This window comes from Eudoraea sp., assembly GCF_049669105.1.
Lineage (GTDB): Bacteria > Bacteroidota > Bacteroidia > Flavobacteriales > Flavobacteriaceae > Eudoraea.
On sequence record NZ_JBATKE010000203.1, the window covers coordinates 1 to 22,659 of the forward strand.

General features: G+C 37.5%; 19 protein-coding genes and 1 pseudogene. 10 read left to right on the forward strand and 10 right to left on the reverse strand.

Going from position 1 to position 22,659, the window contains the following annotated elements; translation table 11 throughout:
- Positions 1–170: 170 nt before the first annotated feature.
- From WBM60_RS15275 to WBM60_RS15295, 5 genes and pseudogenes are all read right to left on the reverse strand, one after another.
- Entirely contained in the window at positions 171–1,034 is an 864-nt protein-coding gene (locus tag WBM60_RS15275; RefSeq protein WP_424283290.1) for a 3-keto-5-aminohexanoate cleavage protein, read from the reverse strand.
- A 524-nt stretch (positions 1,035–1,558) separates the two neighbouring features.
- Positions 1,559–2,202, reverse strand: a pseudogene (locus WBM60_RS15280) (VIT1/CCC1 transporter family protein).
- A 153-nt stretch (positions 2,203–2,355) separates the two neighbouring features.
- Positions 2,356–3,468 carry a pyridoxal phosphate-dependent aminotransferase gene (locus WBM60_RS15285; RefSeq protein ID WP_424283292.1) on the reverse strand — a complete coding sequence of 371 codons (1,113 nt, stop codon included), beginning with the start codon at positions 3,466–3,468 and terminating at the stop codon, positions 2,356–2,358.
- Positions 3,469–3,677: 209 nt separating this feature from the next.
- Positions 3,678–3,968, reverse strand: coding sequence for a hypothetical protein (locus tag WBM60_RS15290; protein ID WP_424283293.1), 291 nt, complete (start codon positions 3,966–3,968; stop codon positions 3,678–3,680).
- A gap of 27 nt (positions 3,969–3,995) precedes the next feature.
- Positions 3,996–4,439: a hypothetical protein gene (locus WBM60_RS15295; RefSeq protein ID WP_424259969.1), complete on the reverse strand. Its 444-nt coding sequence runs from the start codon at positions 4,437–4,439 to the stop codon at positions 3,996–3,998.
- Positions 4,440–4,662: 223 nt separating this feature from the next.
- Here WBM60_RS15295 and WBM60_RS15300 point away from each other — a divergent pair, with 223 nt between their 5' ends.
- From WBM60_RS15300 to WBM60_RS15315, 4 genes are read left to right on the forward strand one after another with little or no spacing between them, the layout of a single operon-like run.
- Positions 4,663–5,856, forward strand: coding sequence for an Nramp family divalent metal transporter (locus tag WBM60_RS15300; protein ID WP_424279102.1), 1,194 nt, complete (start codon positions 4,663–4,665; stop codon positions 5,854–5,856).
- Positions 5,853–6,599, forward strand: coding sequence for a 5-oxoprolinase subunit PxpA (pxpA, locus tag WBM60_RS15305; RefSeq protein WP_424259973.1), 747 nt, complete (start codon positions 5,853–5,855; stop codon positions 6,597–6,599). The genes WBM60_RS15300 and pxpA overlap by 4 nt, the downstream gene beginning before the upstream one ends.
- A complete protein-coding gene (gene pxpB, locus WBM60_RS15310; protein WP_424259975.1) occupies positions 6,596–7,333 on the forward strand; it encodes a 5-oxoprolinase subunit PxpB in 738 nt (245 codons plus the stop codon). The genes pxpA and pxpB overlap by 4 nt, the downstream gene beginning before the upstream one ends.
- A complete protein-coding gene (locus tag WBM60_RS15315) occupies positions 7,326–8,171 on the forward strand; it encodes a biotin-dependent carboxyltransferase family protein (RefSeq protein WP_424279101.1) in 846 nt (281 codons plus the stop codon). The genes pxpB and WBM60_RS15315 overlap by 8 nt, the downstream gene beginning before the upstream one ends.
- Here WBM60_RS15315 and WBM60_RS15320 read toward each other — a convergent pair.
- On the reverse strand, positions 8,168–8,902 hold the full coding sequence (locus WBM60_RS15320; RefSeq protein WP_424259417.1) for a nitroreductase family protein: 735 nt from the start codon (positions 8,900–8,902) through the stop codon (positions 8,168–8,170). The two genes, WBM60_RS15315 and WBM60_RS15320, sit on opposite strands and share 4 nt — an antisense overlap.
- A 290-nt stretch (positions 8,903–9,192) precedes the next feature.
- Here WBM60_RS15320 and ilvD point away from each other — a divergent pair, with 290 nt between their 5' ends.
- The 5 genes from ilvD (at position 9,193) to WBM60_RS15345 (ending at position 16,366) form a co-directional block, all read left to right on the forward strand.
- Positions 9,193–10,869 carry a dihydroxy-acid dehydratase gene (gene ilvD / locus WBM60_RS15325; protein ID WP_424259418.1) on the forward strand — a complete coding sequence of 559 codons (1,677 nt, stop codon included), beginning with the start codon at positions 9,193–9,195 and terminating at the stop codon, positions 10,867–10,869.
- A gap of 67 nt (positions 10,870–10,936) precedes the next feature.
- Positions 10,937–12,670, forward strand: a complete 1,734-nt coding sequence (gene ilvB, locus WBM60_RS15330) for a biosynthetic-type acetolactate synthase large subunit (RefSeq protein WP_424259419.1) — start codon at positions 10,937–10,939, stop codon at positions 12,668–12,670.
- Positions 12,671–12,676: 6 nt separating this feature from the next.
- Positions 12,677–13,204, forward strand: a complete 528-nt coding sequence (gene ilvN / locus WBM60_RS15335; RefSeq protein ID WP_424259420.1) for an acetolactate synthase small subunit — start codon at positions 12,677–12,679, stop codon at positions 13,202–13,204.
- A gap of 35 nt (positions 13,205–13,239) precedes the next feature.
- Entirely contained in the window at positions 13,240–14,715 is a 1,476-nt protein-coding gene (ilvC, locus tag WBM60_RS15340) for a ketol-acid reductoisomerase (RefSeq protein WP_424259421.1), read from the forward strand.
- A 58-nt stretch (positions 14,716–14,773) separates the two neighbouring features.
- Positions 14,774–16,366 carry an NADP-dependent glyceraldehyde-3-phosphate dehydrogenase gene (locus WBM60_RS15345; protein ID WP_424276131.1) on the forward strand — a complete coding sequence of 531 codons (1,593 nt, stop codon included), beginning with the start codon at positions 14,774–14,776 and terminating at the stop codon, positions 16,364–16,366.
- A 73-nt stretch (positions 16,367–16,439) separates the two neighbouring features.
- On the opposite strand, the gene leuB is transcribed toward WBM60_RS15345, so the two are convergent.
- From leuB to leuC, 4 genes are read right to left on the reverse strand one after another with little or no spacing between them, the layout of a single operon-like run.
- On the reverse strand, positions 16,440–17,495 hold the full coding sequence (gene leuB, locus WBM60_RS15350) for a 3-isopropylmalate dehydrogenase (RefSeq protein WP_424259423.1): 1,056 nt from the start codon (positions 17,493–17,495) through the stop codon (positions 16,440–16,442).
- A gap of 51 nt (positions 17,496–17,546) precedes the next feature.
- Positions 17,547–19,064, reverse strand: coding sequence for an alpha-isopropylmalate synthase regulatory domain-containing protein (locus tag WBM60_RS15355; protein ID WP_424259424.1), 1,518 nt, complete (start codon positions 19,062–19,064; stop codon positions 17,547–17,549).
- Between the two features lie 43 nt (positions 19,065–19,107).
- A complete protein-coding gene (gene leuD / locus WBM60_RS15360; RefSeq protein ID WP_424259425.1) occupies positions 19,108–19,704 on the reverse strand; it encodes a 3-isopropylmalate dehydratase small subunit in 597 nt (198 codons plus the stop codon).
- 33 nt (positions 19,705–19,737) lie between these two features.
- Positions 19,738–21,147, reverse strand: coding sequence for a 3-isopropylmalate dehydratase large subunit (leuC, locus tag WBM60_RS15365; protein ID WP_424259426.1), 1,410 nt, complete (start codon positions 21,145–21,147; stop codon positions 19,738–19,740).
- A gap of 356 nt (positions 21,148–21,503) precedes the next feature.
- Between leuC and WBM60_RS15370 the strand changes: the two genes are divergently transcribed.
- Complete coding sequence (locus tag WBM60_RS15370) at positions 21,504–22,613, forward strand: DUF2911 domain-containing protein (protein ID WP_424283294.1); 1,110 nt, start codon at positions 21,504–21,506, stop codon at positions 22,611–22,613.
- Positions 22,614–22,659 lie beyond the last annotated feature (46 nt).

The following is a 22,659-nucleotide window of genomic DNA, read 5'->3' on the forward strand; positions in this document are numbered from 1 at the left end:
ATCCTGAGACCCTTCCAATACCCAATAAAACGGGTCAACATCGAAACCAAATCTCGCTAGTTGATTCCTTATCCCAAAAAGAAAAAGGCCGTTCTTAAGAATATTCCAAAACCACTTTATCTTATAAAACCTATCTTTATTTACCTCCATTAATGCAATGGATTATATTTCTATTTACGCCCATAACTTCCATTTCCGGGCTCCATATTCATAAGCGTTCTGAACTCCTTGGAGGACATAAGTTCCCTTCCATTTGCTTTCGCAATGGTATGTATTCTTTCAATTAATTCGATATTTCTAGCCAACTTTGTTCTTTCTGAATCAAGCCAGATGTTATCTTCTAGACCCACTCTGACTCCACCGCCAATAGCTATTGATAATGAATTCATTTTAAGTTGTGCATTCCCAATTCCTGCCAAACTCCAAAGTGAGTTTTCCGGAAGGTCCTGAATCATAATCCCTGTGTGCAATAAATTTGCTTGCGAACAGGCAATGTTACCAAGAAGAAGATTAAAGTAATACGGTGGTTCAAGCAGGCCTTTTTTTATCAGATACTTCGAAAAATTTACCATCCCAATATCAAATGCTTCCAATTCGGGAACAATTCCCTTTTCCTTCATTATGGCCGCTAAATTTTGTATCATTTCAGGGGAATTCATGCTGGCGACTTTATTAAAATTCAGGGAGCTCAAGGTTAAACTACCCATATCTGGTTTCAGATCACCTTCCAGGTGCAGGGCATCTGCCCGTTGTTTCAGTTCTTTAAAATTTCTACCACTTAATGAAACACAAATCACAAGAAAAGGATCAAATTTTCTGATACCATTAATTATTTCGCCATAAATTTCTTTTTTATAATTGGGTTCTTCAGTGATTTCATCCCGTGCGTGCAAGTGAACCATTGTAATCCCCGCTTCGGTTGCCCGATGTACATCGTCTATTATCTCCGATACACTGACAGGTACGTGAGGAGTCATTTTTTTTGTAGGGATCATCCCCGTAGGAGTGAAGTTGACTATCAATTTATCTGACATAGCAAAAAAGATTAAGCTTAGAATAGGTTTATAAAATGAATGCATTCTATAACAAAAAGCACGACTTTAATATGTTTCTTTTTAACAATATAATGTCTTCTTTAAGCTAATATAATTAAAAACAGAGATTGGATACCTTAAACTAATAATTACTAGTTGTCTGGTTAAAAAGTGTGGATGTTATACTATCTGGTCACTAATTGAACAAGGGATTGTGAATATAATATCTAATAAATATTAGTTGAGATTCACAGGATCAATTTAGAATTAATAAAGATTCAAATCTCTTTTTATGAAAACTTAAAAAGAAAAATATAAACCGACCAAAAGAAACAAAAAACAAAAAAGCCATAAAGGATAAAGGAAAGTGTAGCTCTTTTTTTCATTAGATAGGGGTTATATTAATAAATATTAAGAGATCTATAGTAATACTTTTCCTCCTTTTTAGCGCAGGAAATCCGATTTTAGGCACAAATATTCGTTGAAAACGGGTATTTTACGACTATGAATAAACTTAAATCTTTTCAAATAATAATTATGCTCTCGAGGAAATCTCCAATAAAATAGGCTGCTATTGCAGCACTACTTCCTAATAATAATGTTTCGAGTATTCCCTTCCAAAAGGCCGTCTGATTTACAAAAGCTTTCAGCCAGCCAATTATGATAAAACCAATTCCCGTTAATATGGATGAAAGAAGGAAAAGATCGTTATTAATGGGATAGATGTAATCTGTCACATAGACCAATAGAGGAATTATCCCTATGACGATAAAGGACAAATAAGTAACGCCACCAATTATTATCGGAGATTTATCTTCATCAAACATTACTAATTCCTCTTTCATCATTACGTTTACCCATCGGTCTTTGTCACTTGTTATAACATTGACCACTTCTTCTAAAAGTTCGCCTTCAAAACCCTGTTCCACATATATTACCCTAATTTCTTCTTTTTCCAATTCAGGAAGATTATCAACTTCCCAATACTCTATTTGTTTGTGCTTGTTGTAGTTATCTTTTTTGTTTTATTAGATAAGTAAGCTCCAACAGACATAGCGAACCCATCTGCCAGTAAATTTGCAAATCCAAGAATAATTATTATCGCACTATCAAGACCCGCACCTACAGAGCCTGCTACAACAGCAAAAGTAGTTACACAACCATCCATCCCGCCATAAACGAATTCACCTAAATACGCTTCGTATTTCTTTAGAAAACCTGAGCTTTTATGTAGGTGTTTTCATTATGTGTTCTGGAATCTTCTGTCAAAATGTGTTTAAATGAATTTTCATGCCCAGAATGAAGGGTATGACCAATTGTTTTAACTCATTACTTGCTTTAAAGCTTGGCCAAATGTCTCCATATCCTCTAATCTTCCAGTACTAATACGTGCCCAATTGTTTAAAGGTGGAAAAGGACGCCCAATCAGAACATTATGCTTCTTCATCTCATTGATCACAGTTTGAATTGGCCTACCGGTTTTGAAAAAGACAAAATTGGTATGCGACTTTACATAATCCAAACCTAAATCATCGAGGTGCCGGTAGATCAGTGATTTTGCCTTAAAATTTTGCATAACACTAAATTTGTAAAATTCATTATCTCTCAAGGCTTCCTTTGCTGCTTCAATAGCGAGAATATTGGTATTTGCCATTACAGCTGATTTCAAATTAAGGGCAATCTCCGGCTTTGCAATTAAATAACCAACTCTTAATCCGGCTAGACCATAAACTTTTGAAAATGTTTTAGAGACAATAATATTTTTTCCTTCTTTAACCAACTCTACCATTGAAGGATATTCGGGTTCTGTAATAAAATCGTAGTAGGCTTCATCACTAAATATTACGGCATCTTTTTCATAGGATTTACAGAAATCCAGTAAACTTGATTTATTCAATAGAGTACCGGTTGGATTATTTGGATTGCAAATAAAAATAAGCCTGGTATTCTTGTTTATTTTTTCGGCCATTGCAGGCAAGTCATGCCCCATGGCTTCATTTATAGGAACTCGATGTACTTTTGCTTTAAATGTTTCTGCATACCGCAACATGGCTTGAAAAGTAGGGTCTGCAGAAATAATCTCGCCACCACCCAGTCCGTAGACAAGGCCGGCCGCCTTTAAGCCTTCTGTAGAGCCTCCGGTCACAACTACATGATCCTTGGTAACACCTTCTTTTAAGGCAATCATTTCAACTAAACCGGATAAACTTCGAAACGGGTATCTACATGCTTCATCAAACGATTTTGTAAGTATTTTTCTAACCCTTTCGGAAGGGCCATAGGGATTCTCATTGGCATTAAGTAATACCATAGAATCCGCTGAATTAGTCCGCAGCGGGAAATCCAGTGCCATACTTTCTAATCCGCCTAATAAAGCGAAACTGCCGGTTAAACCAACTGTTTTTAACCAATGCCTTCTATCTATATTTTTCATGTTCTGAAATTATGAAAAATAAGTTACAAAGAATAATTGAAGAATAAGTTTGGTTATTTAATTAACCTTTTGGGAATAAATAATTCAAACTGATTAAATCTCAAACAAAAGAGAGAAACCATTCAAACTTTAGCAGACTAAATTATTGTAAATAGGCGTATTACCAGCAAACTACTAATTTCTGACTTTAGAATAAACAGCACTGTATTTTAAAAAAGGGTATTTGAAATAAAAATAGTTACAATGAGAATTACCATTGCCGAATTAACTGTAATAGCAATGATCTTCTTTTCATTAATAGGTTCATTACGACCTTTATAAAGGATGATTGTGCCAACTACACCTAAAATACCTGAGAGGATTATTGGTAAACCAAAGAGGTAACGTGAAAACACGGGATTAATGTTAACCACAATTGCAAATGCTGCAAAAGTCAGTAGAAAAAGGATAAGTTTACTCAACTTATAGGATCTTTCTGTATATGAATTATTAGCTTCCATAATTTCCGGGGTTTTGTTAAAACGCAATTAGATTACTTTAATATTGGCCCTTAAACCTTCCTTTATCCCTAAAATATTATTTACTGTTTCATTTAAATAATACTTAATAAGTGTACTAGGAATTCTTAAGGTTGTGAATCCATCTTGAAATGAGTGCATGGTTTCTTCCAGATCGTTCATTGCCTGTTCATGAGTAAGCATTTGATATTCAGAATCGATTTCTATATTTAATTTCACCCTTGAAAAAGCAATGTCTACTGATTTTTTACCGTCCCACCATTCTAACATTGGATGAGCTCCGGCTTTCTTAAGCCCATAGTAAAGCTTTATAGCCTCAATTGGGGTGTTATTTTGACTGATGAGTCTGTCCATACGCTCTTTATGTTTGGAACACAATTCTACATCATAAAATTCCATAGACGTTTTATGATCCAAATAACTTAGCTCTTTTTTACAATCTAAACATGTCATTCTTAAGTAGGTAATATTTTAATTTGGGATAGTTATAACCCAGAGTTTTTTGGAATATTATATTTTATCGATGTATGGCAACTCACTTTTAGACGAACTGCAATATTTTAGATGAACTGCACTTATTATGTTAATTTTTTTTGAACTAATATTAGATTCCGGAGCTCTATTATTCTTTAAAGAGTCTATATTTACTCCTCCATCTTTAACTTATTACAATTAAATGTTCAAGAAATTAGGCCCAGGGGTATTAGTTGCTGCTGCATTTATAGGTCCGGGTACAATAACTGCTTGTACAATTGCCGGTGTTGGATTTGGATATGCATTGCTTTGGGCTATGTTACTTTCCATTATTGCCACGATTATCCTGCAGGAAATGTCTGCCAGAGTCGGGGTTATTACACAGAAAGGACTTGCAGAGGTCATAGGGGAACAGTTAGTCATTCCGTGGCTGCATTACCTTGTTATGGGTATTATACTAAGCGCAATAGTAATTGGTAATACGGCGTACGAGGCAGGGAATATAAGTGGAGCAACCTTGGGTTTGCAAGTCTTATTCGGCTCTAATTATGCCCCGCTATATCCATGGATTATTGGTTTTGTTGCCTTTATGTTGTTGTATTTAGGATCTTATAAAACCCTGGAAAAGGTATTTATTTCACTCGTGTTGATTATGAGTGTTTCGTTTGTATTAACCGCCCTTTTTACCAAACCAGATATAAGGGAAATTTTAAGGGGCTTATTTATTCCCTCTATTCCAAACAACAGCATATTTAATATAATTGCTTTGGTAGGTACTACAGTAGTTCCATATAATTTATTTCTACACGCATCATTAATAAAGGAAAAATGGAATTCTTCAGACGATCTTAAAAGTGTCCGAAGAGATACCTTATTATCCATTGGAGTAGGAGGCCTTGTTTCTATCGCCATTATTATTTCAGCAGCAGCAATTAATTCAACAGAAGTTAAGGATGCATTGGATCTGGCCAAAGGACTAGAACCATTATACGGTAAAAGCGCCAAATATTTAATGGGAATTGGTCTTTTTGCAGCAGGGATTACCTCAGCTATTACTGCCCCTTTAGCAGCGGCCTATGTGGCTAACAGCTGTTTTGGATGGAATACTAAAGTAACGGATGTCCGGTTTAGGATTGTTTGGATGGTTGTGCTTTTTATTGGGGTGATCTCACTCTCTTTTGGAATCAGGCCAATAGTAATCATACAATTTGCACAGGTCGCCAATGGGCTGCTGTTGCCAATTATTGCAATAATTTTGATTTGGATAGTAAATAAATCGTCAGTTCTGGGAGACTTCAAGAATTCCATTTGGCAGAATGTCCCTGCAATTATTATCATTATTTTAGTAATAGTTCTTGGGGCTAAAAGTATTTTCAGTGTTTTTGGATTAATATGATCAACAAAGTGTTTATAGATATTAACTGTGATGTAGGAGAAGGTATAGGTAATGAAAGTGCCCTTTTTCCGCATATTAGTTCATGTAATATAGCTTGTGGCGGTCATGCAGGAGATATCAATACTATGTCTGAAATAGTTCAGTTGGCACAAAAGTTTGGAATTAAAGTGGGTGCACACCCTTCATATCCGGATAGAGATAACTTTGGCCGCAAATCAATGAAAATAGAAAAGGGGCGTCTCAAAGAAAGTATTCAGAAACAAATTAAAGCATTAGAAGTTGTTTTAAACAAGGCCGAAATACAACTACATCATATTAAGGCACACGGAGCTCTATATAATGATATTGCTTGTGATTTGGATTTATCTATTATGTATTTGGAAAGCATTCGCGAGTATAAGGACCATGTTTTATTTTACCTGCCTTATGGTTCAGTTATAGAAGAAGAAGCTCGCAAACAAGGATATAAAATATCACTTGAAGCTTTTGGTGATCGAAATTACAATGAGGACTTAAGTCTTGTTTCTAGACACTCACCACTGGCCATGATAGAAGAGCCAAAAAAGGTATTGGATCACATTGTATCAATGGTTATAAATAACAAGGTATATACCTTGAATGGAGTTCAAATGCCAATTTGGGCAGACACTTATTGTATTCATGGTGATACCGCTACAGCTTTACAAATATTAATGTATCTTTCGGACGAATTGCCTAAACAGCATATTTTTCTAAAAAAGTGAGTTCCTATCCCATATCAATTAGACCTTTTGGAGAACATGCAATTTTAATAGAATGGCCAAATGAGGTTTCAGAAGCTATCCTTTATGATATCCTGGATTTTGCTGAAAGTTTCAAATTGGTTTTTAAAGACGCTGTTAATTGGGAGCTAGTCCCGGCTTACAACTCTCTTACCCTGATTAACCGCGAGAATAGAATAGAATTTTCTAAAATCAAATTTCAGCTGCTGGAATGCTATAAGAACAGGAAGACCAGCGGTCATCCTCAACGTTATTTATGGAAACTGCCCGTTTGTTACGACCTTGAATTTGGTATTGATCTGGAAGAAGTTTCCAAAATTTTAGGTATTAGTATCAAAGATGTTATTAAGGCACATACGCATCACATTTACACTGTTTACGGCATTGGATTTTTACCTGGATTTATGTATTTAGGAGGTTTGCCCAAAGAATTGGAAACCCCTAGAAAATCTATGCCCAGGCTACAGGTATTTAAAGGCTCTGTTGGTCTTGCAGACAAACAAACCGGTATATATCCACAAGATTCTCCTGGGGGATGGAATATTATTGGAAACTGTCCGATATCTCTTTTTAATGTGAATCTTGAAAACCCCTGCTTTGTAAGTGTTGGAGATCAGATTCAATTCTATGCTATTAGCCGTGCAGAATATGATTTACATAAAATAGAGACAGAGGTTGGAATATATAACCTCGATAAAATCAAGATAGATGCTTAAAGTAATTCATCCGGGGTTTTTTACCACAATTCAGGATACAGGGAGATATGGATACCGTGAAAAAGGAGTGCCAGTATCTGGATGTATGGATAATTATTCCGCCTCTATAGCCAATTCTTTATTAGAGAATGAGGAAACGGATGCTGTAATGGAAATAACGATGACAGGTCCTAAGCTAGAATTTCATACTTCGAGTTTTTTCGCTATTACGGGAGCTGAAATGTCCCCGAATTTAAATGGAATTCCAGTTAATTCCTATGAAGTACACAAAGCCAATCAAGGTGATGTATTATCTTTTGGAAAACTAATTAATGGTTTCAGAAGTTATCTGGCTGTTAAAGGAGGATTCCTCACCGAAGTTAAATTAACTAGCAGGTCATTTTACAAACCAATAACTGATCTGAATTGTATTAAAGAACGAATGGAAATACCCATTGAAGAGTATACAGAATATTCCCCAAAAATAAGTCATATAAAACCGGAAGCCTGGCATAAGGAACATGAATTGATTGTTTTTAAAGGTCCTGAATATAATATATTAAAGGAAGATCAATTAAAGTTATTATTTACTAATAAGTTTACCATTGCCAAGGAAAATAATCGGATGGCATATCAGCTTGAAGAATTGATAGGAGCAAATTCTCACAGGATGCTAACTTCTGCGACCCTGCCTGGAACTGTTCAATTGACTCCTGCCGGAAAATTAATCATGCTTATGCGTGATGGGCAAACAACCGGCGGATATCCCCGGGTGCTTCAATTGGATACTAAATCAATAGCGCTTTTATCGCAAAAGAAATTTGGCGATAAGGTTTCTCTTCACCCTCTAAGACACTAAATTTCTTTATACACTTCTTGAAAAGGAATCCGGAAGCGTGAACCATATATACCTTTCGGATCTCGCACACCACATGCAACTACCATATTGATTTCACTACCTCTTGGTAAATCTAAAATTCTTTTTATGCGCAAGGTATCTGATCCTTCCATAGGACAAGTGTCATAACCGACAGCTGCCATAGAGATCATAAAGTTCTGTGCGGCCAATGCGGCACTTTTATGGGCAACGATTCGCATATCAGAGTTTCGAAGCTGTCTGTAAACGGGTTTGAAGAATCCTAAAAGGTTGAAAGCTAAAAAACGTATCCATCCTAAAATACCTAAAAAGTCAATATATAAAGAAGGTATAATCTTTTTGTAATAAGATATGGCAAATTTTTCCCTGCTGTCGTATGCTTCTACCGGCTTATCGCCAAAACTTTTCTTTAAAAAATTAAGATTCGCTTTTGCTCTTTTATTCCAAAGATTCTTTCTTGCCACAATTACGACCAATTGTTTAGCTGTTTTGGCAGCAGGTTGGTCAAAACATGCAGCACTTATCTTCTTTTGGACAGCTTTACAAGTAATATGATAAAATTCCCATAATTGTAAATTACTACTTGTAGGCGCCAAAACTGCATTTTCAAGGCATTTCCTTACGACCTTGGTATCAATTTCTTCTTCTTGTTTATAAATTCGTACTGACCTTCTGTAGGTTATAGCTTCAGTGACTGTTTTTTCTACTACCATAAGTATGTATTATATCTCATACCGCAAAGAAAGGATTATACATTTTTACAAACAAATATTTGTACGTACATAAAATCTAATCTAAAAATAACGTCTTTGGCATACTTCACCATTTATTGAATATGGGATATGTAGGGTCCTTATATATTTGAAAATCAATGAACTAATCAAATAAATGTTTTATTGAATTTGAACCAGTATTAATTGTTAAAATCATCAACTTTTTTAAACAATTATCTTTGAATGCTATAGCAATTAAGAGCTATTAATAATTAACGAGAACCTTTTTAATGGAATTGAACAAATACAGTAAAAATGTAACACAAGATCCAACTCAACCTGCTGCCCAGGCTATGTTATATGCGCTTGGATTAAATGAGGAGGATTTAAAAAAACCTTTTATTGGAATTGGGAGTACCGGCTATGAGGGAAATCCATGTAATATGCATTTGAATGATCTTGCACAGGAAGTAAAGCAAGGAGTTCAACAAAACAATTTAGTAGGACTTGTATTTAATACTATTGGAGTTAGTGATGGAATTTCTATGGGAACATACGGAATGCGCTACTCATTACCCTCAAGAGATATTATAGCCGATTCAATGGAAACAGTGGTTCAGGCAATGAATTATGATGGCCTGGCGACTGTTGTCGGTTGTGATAAAAATATGCCGGGGGCCTTGATGGCCATGATCCGTTTAGACAGACCTTCTATTTTGGTTTATGGAGGTACCATCGCTTCAGGTTGTTTTAAGGATAAAAAACTCGATATTGTTTCTGCATTTGAAGCCTGGGGAGAGAAAGTTGCCGGGACTATGAATGATAAGGATTTTAAAAGTGTCATTCAAAATGCATGTCCCGGGGCAGGTGCCTGTGGTGGTATGTACACTGCTAATACTATGGCCTCCGCAATAGAAGCTTTAGGTATGGCATTACCCTATAACTCTTCGAATCCTGCCATTGGCAAGGAAAAACACCAGGATTGTATTAACTCAGGCAAGGCATTGTGGCATTTAATAGAGCACGATATTAAACCGAGTGATATTATTACACGAAAGTCATTTGAAAATGCAATTCGGTTAATAACAGTTATGGGAGGTTCCACAAATGCGGTATTGCATTTCCTGGCAATTGCGAAAGCTGCGGAAATTGATTTTACCCTGGATGATTTTCAAAAAATAAGTGATACTACTCCTTTTCTGGCCGACTTAAAGCCTAGTGGAAAATATTTGATGGAAGATATTCATCGTGTGGGAGGTACTCCTGCCGTAATGAAATTTATGCTTGAAAATGGCATGCTGCATGGCGACTGCTTAACCGTTACAGGTAAAACAATTGCTGAGAATTTAGCAGATTTACCAGGTTTGAAACCGGGTCAGAAAGTAGTTAAATCGCTACAAGATCCAATCAAGGAAACGGGACACTTACGTATTCTTTATGGGAATTTGGCAAAAGATGGAGCCGTAGCCAAAATTACAGGTAAAGAAGGACTTTATTTTACAGGACCGGCAAAAGTTTTTGATGATGAGTTTAAGGCAAATGATGGAATAGGAAAAGGATTGGTAAAAAAAGGAGACGTGGTGGTTATAAGGTATGAAGGACCTAAAGGGGGCCCAGGCATGCCGGAAATGTTGAAACCAACTGCCGCAATTATGGGAGCTGGACTTGGAAAAGAAGTTGCATTGATAACCGACGGCCGTTTTTCAGGCGGAACCCATGGTTTTGTAGTTGGCCATATTTCACCTGAGGCTCAGGATGGTGGCAGCATTGCTTTGTTGGAAGACGGAGATATCATTACCATTGATGCCGAAAAAAATAGTATTTCAGTAAATTTAACAGATAAAGAAATTAGTGAAAGAAAGTCAAAATGGGTGCAACCGGCACTTAAAGTGAATAAGGGGAGCTTATATAAATATGCGAAAACAGTTTCATCGGCCTCCCAGGGTTGTGTAACTGATGAGTTTTAAGTTGTCAAACCAATTTTGATAAAGAGAAGGCTAATAAAATTATAGCATTTAATAAAAGGTAATGCGTATGCAAACATTAAAGGAAAAAAAACCGAAGACGCACAATGAGGCTTCGATTAGAATTAGCGGTGCTGAAGCAATTATCCATTGTCTTCTCGCAGAAGATGTGAATTTAATATATGGTTATCCGGGTGGTGCTATTATGCCTGTATATGATGAGTTGTATAAATTTCAGGATAGACTTCACCATGTGCTTACCAGGCACGAACAAGGGGCTACACATGCAGCACAGGGTTTTGCCCGTGTTACAGGAAAAGTGGGTGTTGCAATAGCAACTTCTGGCCCCGGAGCAACAAATTTAGTTACGGGTCTTGCAGATGCGCAGATAGATTCTACTCCAATGATTTGCATTACAGGCCAAGTGCCTAGGCATCTGCTTGGGTCCGATGCATTTCAGGAAACCGATATAATTGGAATATCTACCCCGGTTACCAAATGGAATTATCAGATTACAAAAGCTTCTGAGATTCCTGAAATTATGGCAAAGGCCTTCTTTATAGCAAAATCGGGTCGACCAGGTCCTGTATTAATTGATATTACAAAGAACGCGCAATTTGAAGAGTTTGATTTTAGTTACAGTCGCTGTATTGGAGTGAGAAGTTACAAGCCTAGCCCAAAGCCTGAGATTGCAAAAATTGAATCTGCAGCGGAACTAATTAATAATGCAAAAAAACCTTATATAGTTTTCGGTCATGGTGTAATTCTTGGAAAAGCAGAGGAGCAGCTTCGCGCATTGGTTGAAAAAGCCGGTATCCCGGCTGCATGGACCATTTTGGGTTTATCTGCCATGGACACAGATCACCCTTTAAATGTAGGAATGGTTGGAATGCATGGAAACTACGGCCCTAATGTACTCACCAATGAATGCGATGTTCTTATAGCAATAGGAATGCGCTTTGATGACAGGGTTACGGGAAGTCTTGAGACCTATGCAAAACAAGCTAAAGTCATTCACTTTGAAATAGACCCCGCCGAGATCGATAAAAATGTGAAAGCAGATGTGGCTATTTTAGGTAATGCAAGAGAATCACTTGATTTATTGCTGCCATTAATAAAAGAAAATAACCATGATGCGTGGCATAATAAGTTCAAAAAGTGTTATGAAGAGGAATATGAAGCTGTGATCAAAAATGATCTTTACCCAACCAAACCCGGGCTTACTATGGGTGAAGTAATTGAGGAAATAAATCTGGCTTCAGAAAATAAAGCGGTTATAGTGACCGATGTAGGTCAGCATCAAATGATCGCATGCAGGTATGCCAAGTTCAAACAAACTAAAAGTAATATTACTTCAGGAGGTTTGGGAACCATGGGATTTGCACTCCCGGCGGCTATAGGCGCCAAAATGGGGGCAATGGACAGGGAAGTGGTTGCTATTATTGGAGATGGTGGTTTCCAAATGACAATTCAGGAATTAGCTACCATTTTTCAGAATAAGACTCCTGTGAAAATTGTTGTCTTAAACAATGGTCACTTGGGCATGGTAAGGCAGTGGCAGGAATTATTTTTTGAAAGCAGATATGCTTCAACTGTAATGACTAACCCAGACTTTGTAAAAATAGCTGAAGGATATCGTATTGAAGCAAAGAAGGTAGAAGAACGCAAAGAGCTTAAGTCGGCTGTACAGGCTATGATGGCATCAAAAGAGCCATTCTTTCTGGAAGTGAGCGTTGAAAAGGAAGATAATGTTTTCCCAATGATCCCTTCCGGGGCATCGGTTTCAGATATTCGTTTAAAATAAACTAGCATGGAAAAAAAATGGTTTACCATATCGGTCTATTCCGAAAATAATGTTGGATTGCTCAATAGGATATCAGGTATATTCTTAAAGAGACATATAAACATAGAAAGTTTAAATGTTTCAAAATCAGAAATTGAGCATGTATCCAAGTTTACTATTGTTATCAATACTACAGAAGATTGGACACAAAAAATAGTAGCACAGATTGAAAAACAAATTGAAGTTATTAAAGCATTTTATCATACGGATGAGGAAACCATTTATCAGGAATCTGCTCTATTCAAAATTGCCTCACATCTTTTATTTGATGAACCTCAGATTCAGAATATAATTTCGGAGAGTAAATCCAAAATTGTAACAGTATCCAGGGATTATTTTGTGTTGGCAAAAACAGGCAGACGGCATGAGATTGATGAAATGCATGATGATCTGGAACCTTTTGGTATTATGCAGTTTGTGCGTTCGGGTAGAATTGCGGTCTCAAAATCAGAAATGCCCATTACTTCGTTAATAAATGAATTTTATCAATCATAATTTTTTAGATAATTAGAAACTAACCAAAAGTAAACATGACAAATTATTTCAATACCCTCTCCTTAAGAGATCAATTATTACAACTTGGAAAATGCAGGTTTATGGAATCTGCCGAATTTACAGATGGCGTAAAGGCATTGAAGTCAAAGAAGATTGTGATTGTGGGTTGTGGAGCACAAGGCTTAAACCAAGGATTAAATATGAGGGATTCCGGATTAGATATTTCTTACACATTGAGAGAAGCTGCAATTAAAGAAAAACGACAATCTTATATAAACGCTACTGAGAATGGGTTTAATGTAGGAACCTATGAAAATATGGTGCCGGATGCAGATCTTGTCATTAATTTAACTCCGGACAAGCAACATACGTCTGTCATAAACGCGGTAATGCCGTTGATGAAAAAAGGAGCCACCTTATCTTATTCTCATGGATTTAATATTGTGGAGGAAGGGATGCAAATCCGGAAGGATTTAACTGTTATTATGGTTGCCCCTAAATGTCCCGGTTCAGAGGTTAGGGAAGAATACAAAAGAGGTTTTGGGGTACCAACTTTAATCGCTGTGCATCCAAATAATGACCCTGAAGGGAAAGGTTATGAACAGGCTAAGGCTTATGCAGTCGCTACCGGCGGCAACAGAGCTGGTGTTTTGGAGTCTTCTTTTGTTGCGGAAGTAAAATCTGATTTAATGGGAGAACAAACCATTCTTTGTGGTTTATTACAAACAGGATCCATTCTCTGTTTTAATAAAATGATAGAGAAGGGGGTTAACCCGGGCTATGCTTCCAAACTTATCCAATACGGTTGGGAAACAGTAACTGAGGGATTAAAATATGGCGGAATCACCAATATGATGGATCGGTTGTCCAATCCTGCAAAGATAAAAGCCTTTGAATTATCAGAAGAACTAAAAGATATAATGAGGCCATTATTCCATAAACATATGGATGATATTATGAGCGGACATTTTTCTAAGACAATGATGGAGGATTGGGCAAATGATGATAAAAACCTATTGACCTGGCGTGCTGAAACCGGAGAAACTGCATTTGAAAAAACAGCTGCTGGTGATGATCCCATATCTGAGCAGGAATATTATGATAATGGGGTGCTTATGGTTGCCCTGGTTAGAGCAGGGGTGGAGCTGGCTTATGAGTCTATGACTGAATCCGGAATAATAGGTGAATCGGCTTATTATGAGTCTTTACACGAAACACCGCTTATTGCTAATACTATTGCCAGAAAGAAATTATTTGAAATGAATCGGGTAATATCTGATACCGCAGAATATGGGTGTTATTTATTTGATCATGCCTGTAAACCTTTATTAGGCGATTTTATGAAAAAAGTGGATATTGATGTCATAGGCACGACATATGACAAAGGAAAAGACAATGGTGTTGACAACGCCAAGCTAATCGCAGTAAACAAAGCGCTGCGTGAGCATCCCGTTGAGATTATTGGGACCAGGTTACGGGAGTCCATGACTGCGATGAAACCAATTGTTTAAATAAACGCAAGTCAGACGTATTTAAAAATTATTCTAAGCCTTTAAGACTAAAAACACCATGGAAACAACCGTATCGTTAATTCCTGAGGAATTTCGCATTAATGAGCCAATAAATCAAAAGATCTATTTGGTAAATGGGGAATTAAAAGAATGGGATGGTGCAACGGCCAAGGTTTACTCGACTATCTCAAGTACATCTGATTACGCGCCAACTTTACTTGGTACAGTTCCGGACATGGGTGAAAGGGAGGCTTTGGAGGCATTAAATGCTGCTGTTAAAGCCTACGACCAGGGGCAGGGAGTATGGCCAACCATGAAGGTTAGAGATCGGATAGAATGTATGGAGAAGTTTGTCCGTATTATGGAGACAAAAAGGGATGAAGTAGTCAAATATTTAATGTGGGAAATAGGTAAAACTTTACCAGATTCTGAAAAAGAATTCGACAGAACCATAGAATACATATACGATACTATTGAAGATTATAAACAATTGGATCGTGATTCAGCGAAATTTGAAAAGAATGGAGGTGTTTATGCGCATATAAGACGCGGACCCTTAGGTGTAGTATTATGTCTTGGGCCTTATAATTATCCTTTGAATGAGACCTTCTGTTTGCTTATCCCGGCAATTATCATGGGCAATACTGCAGTTTTTAAACCTGCCAAGCAAGGTGTGCTTTTGATTGCGCCATTAATAAATGCTTTTAAAGAAAGTTTTCCGAAAGGGGTTGTCAATGTCTTATTCGGCCGTGGACGGGCTATTGCAGGTCCAATAATGAAGACAGGTAAAGTAGATGTCTTGGCTTTAATAGGTCATAGTTCATCGGCAAATGCATTGCAAAACCAGCACCCAAAGAGCAACCGTTTGAGACTTGTCTTGGGGCTGGAAGCAAAAAACCCTGCTATTGTGTTACATGATGCAAATATGGAGTTAGCTATAAATGAATGTCTGGCGGGTGCTTTGTCTTTTAATGGCCAGCGTTGCACGGCACTTAAGGTGATATATGTGCACAAGGATATAATTGCCGAGTTTACCGAAAAATTCTCAAAAAAAGTAGATGAACTTAAATTCGGGAATCCATGGGATAAAGGAGTAGCTCTAACACCTTTGCCAGAACCGGATAAACCGGCATATATACAAGAATTAATTGATGACGCTTTGGATAAAGGAGCTAAAATTATGAACGCAAAAGGAGGAAAACATTCTGATAATTATATCTGGCCTGCAGTCCTTTACCCTGTAACCAAGGATATGAAGGTGTATGAAGAAGAACAGTTTGGACCTGTGATTCCCATCCTTTCGTTTGAAGATATTCAAGAACCATTAGATGACATGGCCGAGTCTAACTACGGTCAGCAAGTAAGTTTATTTGGTAGTGATGTGTATACCCTTGCCCCTTTAATTGATAACCTGGCGAATCTTGTATGTCGCGTAAATCTGAATAGTTCCTGTCAGCGAGGACCCGATGTTTACCCGTTTACGGGTAGAAAGGATTCCGCGGTTGCGACATTGAGTGTTCATGATGCACTACGATCGTTCTCTATAAGGACATTTGTAGCCTCAAAGGACACGGAGTTAAATAATGAAATTCTCGAAAAGTTATTGGAAACCAAGTTATCCAACTTTATTAGCACAGACTATCTATTATAGATATCAACTAAATATTTATAACAATAATTGTGGAAATTCAAAAGTTGTCCTGGACAATCAGATCTAGTTTTTCCTAAATATGAGAGGCAAGCCAATCGCCAACTTCACTGGTTTTATAAGCTTTTCCACCTTCGGCAAGGTCTTCAGTAACTATACCTTCCGATAGCGACTTATTTACTGCTTCACGAATTGCTTCGGCTTCATCATTCAATTCAAATCCATCAAATAACATTGCTGCAGATAATACTGTTGCCAAAGGATTCGCAATATCTTTTCCGGCGGCTTGCGGATAGGAACCGTGAATCGGCTCATATAACGAGATGCTTTCCCCAATGGAAGCAGAAGGCATTAATCCCATAGAACCTGAAATAACAGAAGCCTCATCAGTAAGAATATCACCAAACAGGTTTTCAGTAATTAGTACATCATATTCACTTGGCCACTGCACAAGCCGCATAGCCACAGCATCCACAAATTCATAGGAAACCTCCACATCTGGATAATCTTTTTCCATAGCCTGTACGGTTTCGCGCCATAAACGGGACGTTTCCAGGACATTGGCCTTATCAACACAACAAAGGCGTTTAGAGCGTTTTAGAGCCATTTCAAAGCCTTTTTTAGCCAAACGCTGTACTTCTTTTCGGGTATAAGTACAAGTATCAAAAGCTGTGTCTCCGTTATCTTCCCTTCCTCGTTTTCCAAAATAGATGCCCCCGGTAAGCTCTCTTAAAAATACCAGATCTGTACCTTCAATCCGTTCTCTTTTTAATGGCGATTTATCAATTAGAGATGGAAACGTAAAAGTAGGCCTGACATTGGCAAATAATCCCAGCTTTTGTCTCATACGCAATAAACCTTGCTCCGGGCGCACTTTTGCCGAAGGATCGTTATCATATTTCGGATGGCCGATAGCGCCAAATAAGACTGCATCGGAAGTAGCACATATTTCATGAGTTTCATCCGGATAAGGGTCTCCAACAGCATCAATTGCAGCCGCGCCAGTCAATGCCGGTCTCCAGTTTATTTCATGATTAAACTTTGTCGCAATTACATTGCATACTTTTACTGCCTGATCTATGACCTCCGGGCCAATTCCATCTCCTGCTAAGAGCGCTATATTTAATTTCATTTTATTTCTGGGATCTAATTAGTAGAAAATATTTATCTATTTAAAAACTCATTAAATGATATTCAGCATTTTTTCAGTTGCCTTAATTGCAGAAACCGTTTGATCTGAATCAAGACCGCGCGTAATAAAGTCGTTCTCCTTGTTCCGCCAGGTTATAATGGTTTCGCATAAGGCATCAGAGTTACTTCCGGGAGGTATACGCACCGCATAGTCAATAAGAATAGGCAGTTCCATTTTTTTGGATTGATATACTTTTCTTAAAGCGTTCATGAAGGCGTCAAACTGGCCGTCTCCCTGGGCGTTTTCTTCGAAAGACTGGCCTTCTATTTCAACCGCTACAGTGGTTGAAGGCTTAAGTCCTTTAGAATGTGTAAGCACATAAGATTTGACAAATGTTTTTTGTTGGTAAGACTCACTATCCAAAACATCTGAAATAATATATGGAAGATCTTCTTTAGTAACTTTCTCCTTTTTGTCACCCAACTCAATAATACGTTGTGTAACTTTTTTAATTTCTTCCTCAGTTAGTGTAAGCCCTAATTCCTGAAGATTTTTTTGAATATTGGCTTTACCTGAGGTCTTGCCCAGGGCATATTTGCGTTTTCTGCCAAAACGTTCGGGCAATAAATCATTAAAGTATAAATTCTTCTTATTATCTCCATCTGCATGTATTCCAGCTGTTTGCGTAAATACATTATCACCAACAATAGGTTTGTTTGCCGGAATACCAAATCCTGTAAATGTAGATACGAGTTTACTCACCTTATAAAGGGAAGACTCTTCCACATTAATGTCAATTTCAGGCATGAAATCATTTATCACCGCAACAACACTTGCCAATGGAGCGTTTCCAGCGCGTTCTCCCATACCATTAATAGTCAGATGTAACCCGTGACAACCTGCCCTAAGAGCTTCCATAACATTGGCAACACTTAGATCATAATCATTGTGGCCATGAAAATCGAAATGTATATTCGGATAACGAGTAACTATTTGTGAGATAAAATCATAAGTTTCACCATGCGTTAAAATACCTAAGGTATCAGGCAATAGGATTCTTTTAACAGGTTGTGTAGAAAGAAAGTCGAGATATTGAAAAACATATTCAGGAGAATTCCGCATGCCATTACTCCAGTCTTCAAGGTAAATATTAGTAGTAATTCCTTGCTTTTCTGCCTGGACTAGTAAATTGGCAATATCTGCAAAATGCTCCTCAGGTGTTTTTTTGAGTTGATACATAAGGTGATTCAAAGATCCCTTGGTTAATAAGTTTTGTACTTTGGCCCCGGTCTTTTTCATCCATTGCAGAGAAAGACCATTATCAACAAATGTTAGTACTTCGATACGATCCAAATACCCTACGCTCTTAGCCCAGTCGGTTATCTGTTGAACTGATTTAAATTCGCCTTCTGAAACTCTGGCAGATGCAATTTCTATACGATCTACTTTCAATTCATTTAAAAGAAGTCTTGCCAGAGTAAGCTTTTCTGCTGCAGTGAAAGATACACCAGAGGTTTGTTCTCCATCCCTCAGTGTTGTATCCATTATTTCAATCTTCCTCTTATTCATGCTACACGTAAAATGGCTTATGAAGTATTAGTTTACTCAAAAGTTAAAGAGGTGTGTCTTTAGCAAAAGATTCAATTTCACTCTTAATATTTAGTAAATAATCAATATCGTCAAACCCGTTGAGTAAGTTTTCCTTTTTGTAGTCATTTATTTCGAAATTTTCCTTTTCCCCCGTTGTCTCAATTGTAAAAGTTTGTTCCGGAAGATTGACTTCAAATTCAGTATTTGGATCCGCTTCAATTGCCTCGAAGATTTTTGCTAGAAAGTCTGGGCTTACCTGCACAGGTAAAACGCCAATATTCATACAATTACCTCTAAATATATCGGCAAAAAAACTACTTACAACACACCGGAAACCATAATCATAGATAGCCCATGCAGCATGTTCTCTTGAAGAACCAGATCCAAAGTTTTTACCTCCAACCAGTATTTTACCACTATAAATAGGGTTGTTCAGTACAAAATGTTCTTTGGGAGTATTATCAGATTGATATCTCCAATCGCGAAAAAGGTTATCACCAAAACCCGTGCGCTCAGTTGCCTTTAGAAATCTTGCAGGGATAATCTGATCCGTATCCACATTTTCTATTGGTAGCGGAACAGCTGTAGTGCTTAAAACTTTAAATTTATCGTATGCCATTAGTATTTGTATCCGTTATTTATTAATAAAAAACTAAGCCGTTTCAAAAACCATCAACTCTCTTGGGTCTGTAACCTTTCCCGTTACTGCTGCCGCCGCGGCTACCAAAGGACTAGCAAGAAGTGTTCGTGATCCGGGCCCTTGTCTTCCCTCAAAATTCCTGTTAGACGTACTCACAGCATATTTACCGGCAGGAATTTTATCGTCATTCATAGCCAGACAAGCAGAGCATCCTGGTTCTCTTAATTCGAATCCAGCTTTATTCAGAATATCCAGCAAGCCCTCTTTTTTAATAGCGTCTTCCACTTTATGTGAGCCTGGAACCAACCAAGCAGTTACGTTAGCGGCCTTTTGTCTTCCTTTGACCAGACTCGTAAATGCCCTGAAATCCTCAATCCTGCCATTAGTACAACTTCCAAGGAAAACAAAATCTATTTCTTTACCCAGCATATTGTCCCCTTCTTCAAAATTCATATACTGAAGCGACTTTTTATAAGTAGAGGCACCACCTTCAATAGCGTCAGAATTAGGGATACCTCCTGATATTCCTATACCCATACCCGGATTTGTACCATAAGTAATCATTGGTTCAATATCTTCCCCATTGAATTTGATTTCATTATCAAAAACAGAATCGTCATCCGTATATAAGGTTTCCCAGTAGTTCATTGCCTTATCCCAGGCCTCACCTTTTGGTGTAAACTCCCTATTTTTAATATATTCAAATGTTTTGTCATCCGGGGCAATCATGCCTCCACGCGCACCCATTTCAATGCTTAAATTACATACAGTCATACGCCCTTCCATAGACATCTGTTTAAAGACATCTCCTGCGTATTCAACAAAATATCCAGTAGCGCCTGATGTGCTCAATTTTGAAATAATAAATAGAGCGACATCTTTAGGGGTAACCGCATTGTTTAATTTGCCATTTATAGTAATACGCATGCTTTTAGGTTTAGGCTGCATAATGCATTGGGTTGCCAAAACCATTTCTACCTCCGAAGTCCCAATTCCAAATGCTATGGCACCAAAAGCGCCATGAGTCGAAGTATGAGAGTCACCACAAACAATTGTCGATCCCGGTAATGTAATTCCATTCTCAGGACCAATTACATGGACAATGCCGTTTTTTTCGTGACCTAGCCCCCAATAGGGAATTTGATGTTCTTGTGCGTTTTGTTCCAAAGCCCTAAGCTGTTTGGCAGACAGAGGATCCTGAACAGGCAGATGTTGGTTTAATGTAGGGGTATTATGATCTGCTGTGGCAAAGGTACGTTCCGGATATAAAACCTTAATATTCCTATTATTTAAGCCCAAAAATGCCACCGGACTTGTTACTTCATGAACAAGATGACGGTCAATAAAAAGTACGTCAGGTCCATTCTGCACCTTTTTGACTACATGTGAGTCCCAAACTTTATCAAATAGTGTTTTTTTCATAAAATATTTAAATAACTAACAAATAGTTTTTTAGCACAGCTAACAAATGTATGAAATACAAGTAAAAGGGTGTAAAACAATGTGCTTTTAAATTACGATGTTCAATTAACTATTTAGTAATATAAACTATTGAAAATCAATTATATAACTTGAAAAGACCCACTTTTCAGTTTTATGTTAACATGAGGCACTATTTTATCTTCTTAACAGTATGTGAAATATTGAATGGAATTTAAATGTAATTACGGTTTAACATGGCCTTACTGTGGTTTAACATTACTGTAACGATTACAAGAATTGACTATGCCTATCTTTAGTGAAATCTAACAACTTAATTAACAATTAAAAACACTCTAATGAAAAAAAGTTACAAGAATGGTTCTATATTTTTTCTTGTTGCCTTTATGTTTTTCTGCATTATGGGTAATGCGCAATTAGATTTGCCCAGAGGAAGTCAGAAGGCAAAAGTATCACAGCGAATAGGTATAACCGATATCTCAATTTCTTATTCAAGGCCAGCTGTAAAAGATCGCGAAGTATGGGGTAAATTAGTGCCTTATGGGATGAACAATCTGGGTTTTGGTACGGCAAAAGAATCGCCATGGCGAGCTGGCGCAAATGAGAATACGGTAATTAAATTCACAAATGACGTTAAGATCGAAGGGAAACCTATAAGCGCAGGAAAATATGGACTTCATATGATAATTACTGAAGGGGATAAGGCGACAGTTATATTTTCAAAAAACTATGAGGCCTGGGGAAGTTATTTTTATGAACCTTCTGAAGATGCTCTAAGAGTTGAAGTTACCACTAAAGAAATTCCACATACTGAGGCATTGACCTACCTTTTCTCTCAGGTCGACGCCAATTCGGCGGTGGCTTCCCTAAACTGGGAAAAAAAACAAATACCTTTTAAAATTGAAGTAGATGTAACTAATACTGTCCTCGCAGACATTCGACATAAACTGCAGAATTCCCCGGGCTTTAATCGTCAAACCTGGGAACAAGCGGCTAATTTTTCACTGAATAATGACGGTGACCTTGATGAGGCGCTTGGGTGGATAGACGCCACTATAGCAGGAATGTTTTTTAGTCAAAAAACCTTCAATAATCTTAGCACAAAAGCAAAAATCCTTGCCAAGCAGGGAAAAAAAGCGGAAGCAGATGCTGTTATGGATGAAGCGCTAGGACTTGCAACAATATTGGAGGTTCATGGATATGGCCGACAATTAATTGCACAGGGAGAGAAAGAAAAAGCGCTCGAAGTTTTTAAAATGAATGCAAAAAAGAATAAAGGACAATGGCCTGTTGATTATGGATTAGCCAGAGCTTATTCAGCTATGGGCGACAATAAGACCGCTTTGAAGCATTTGAAAATAGCCGCTCAGAGAGCACCTGACCAGCAAAATAAGGATGCCATTGCTGCTAATATAACTAAGCTGGAAAACGGCGAAGGAATTAACTAAAATTCTTTCTGCCTGATTGTGATATCGAGAGCCGGATGAATTCCGG

What these genes read in the sequence shown, in the direction of transcription:
- WBM60_RS15275 (WP_424283290.1), bottom strand. Translation starts at nt 1,034, where the DNA reads ATGTCAGATAAATTGATAGTCAACTTCACTCCTACGGGGATGATCCCT.
- WBM60_RS15285 (WP_424283292.1), bottom strand. Translation starts at nt 3,468, where the DNA reads ATGAAAAATATAGATAGAAGGCATTGGTTAAAAACAGTTGGTTTAACC.
- WBM60_RS15290 (WP_424283293.1), bottom strand. Translation starts at nt 3,968, where the DNA reads ATGGAAGCTAATAATTCATATACAGAAAGATCCTATAAGTTGAGTAAA.
- WBM60_RS15295 (WP_424259969.1), bottom strand. Translation starts at nt 4,439, where the DNA reads ATGACATGTTTAGATTGTAAAAAAGAGCTAAGTTATTTGGATCATAAA.
- WBM60_RS15300 (WP_424279102.1), top strand. Translation starts at nt 4,663, where the DNA reads ATGTTCAAGAAATTAGGCCCAGGGGTATTAGTTGCTGCTGCATTTATA.
- pxpA (WP_424259973.1), top strand. Translation starts at nt 5,853, where the DNA reads ATGATCAACAAAGTGTTTATAGATATTAACTGTGATGTAGGAGAAGGT.
- WBM60_RS15315 (WP_424279101.1), top strand. Translation starts at nt 7,326, where the DNA reads ATGCTTAAAGTAATTCATCCGGGGTTTTTTACCACAATTCAGGATACA.
- WBM60_RS15320 (WP_424259417.1), bottom strand. Translation starts at nt 8,902, where the DNA reads ATGGTAGTAGAAAAAACAGTCACTGAAGCTATAACCTACAGAAGGTCA.
- ilvD (WP_424259418.1), top strand. Translation starts at nt 9,193, where the DNA reads ATGGAATTGAACAAATACAGTAAAAATGTAACACAAGATCCAACTCAA.
- ilvB (WP_424259419.1), top strand. Translation starts at nt 10,937, where the DNA reads ATGCAAACATTAAAGGAAAAAAAACCGAAGACGCACAATGAGGCTTCG.
- ilvN (WP_424259420.1), top strand. Translation starts at nt 12,677, where the DNA reads ATGGAAAAAAAATGGTTTACCATATCGGTCTATTCCGAAAATAATGTT.
- ilvC (WP_424259421.1), top strand. Translation starts at nt 13,240, where the DNA reads ATGACAAATTATTTCAATACCCTCTCCTTAAGAGATCAATTATTACAA.
- WBM60_RS15345 (WP_424276131.1), top strand. Translation starts at nt 14,774, where the DNA reads ATGGAAACAACCGTATCGTTAATTCCTGAGGAATTTCGCATTAATGAG.
- leuB (WP_424259423.1), bottom strand. Translation starts at nt 17,495, where the DNA reads ATGAAATTAAATATAGCGCTCTTAGCAGGAGATGGAATTGGCCCGGAG.
- WBM60_RS15355 (WP_424259424.1), bottom strand. Translation starts at nt 19,064, where the DNA reads ATGAATAAGAGGAAGATTGAAATAATGGATACAACACTGAGGGATGGA.
- leuD (WP_424259425.1), bottom strand. Translation starts at nt 19,704, where the DNA reads ATGGCATACGATAAATTTAAAGTTTTAAGCACTACAGCTGTTCCGCTA.
- leuC (WP_424259426.1), bottom strand. Translation starts at nt 21,147, where the DNA reads ATGAAAAAAACACTATTTGATAAAGTTTGGGACTCACATGTAGTCAAA.
- WBM60_RS15370 (WP_424283294.1), top strand. Translation starts at nt 21,504, where the DNA reads ATGAAAAAAAGTTACAAGAATGGTTCTATATTTTTTCTTGTTGCCTTT.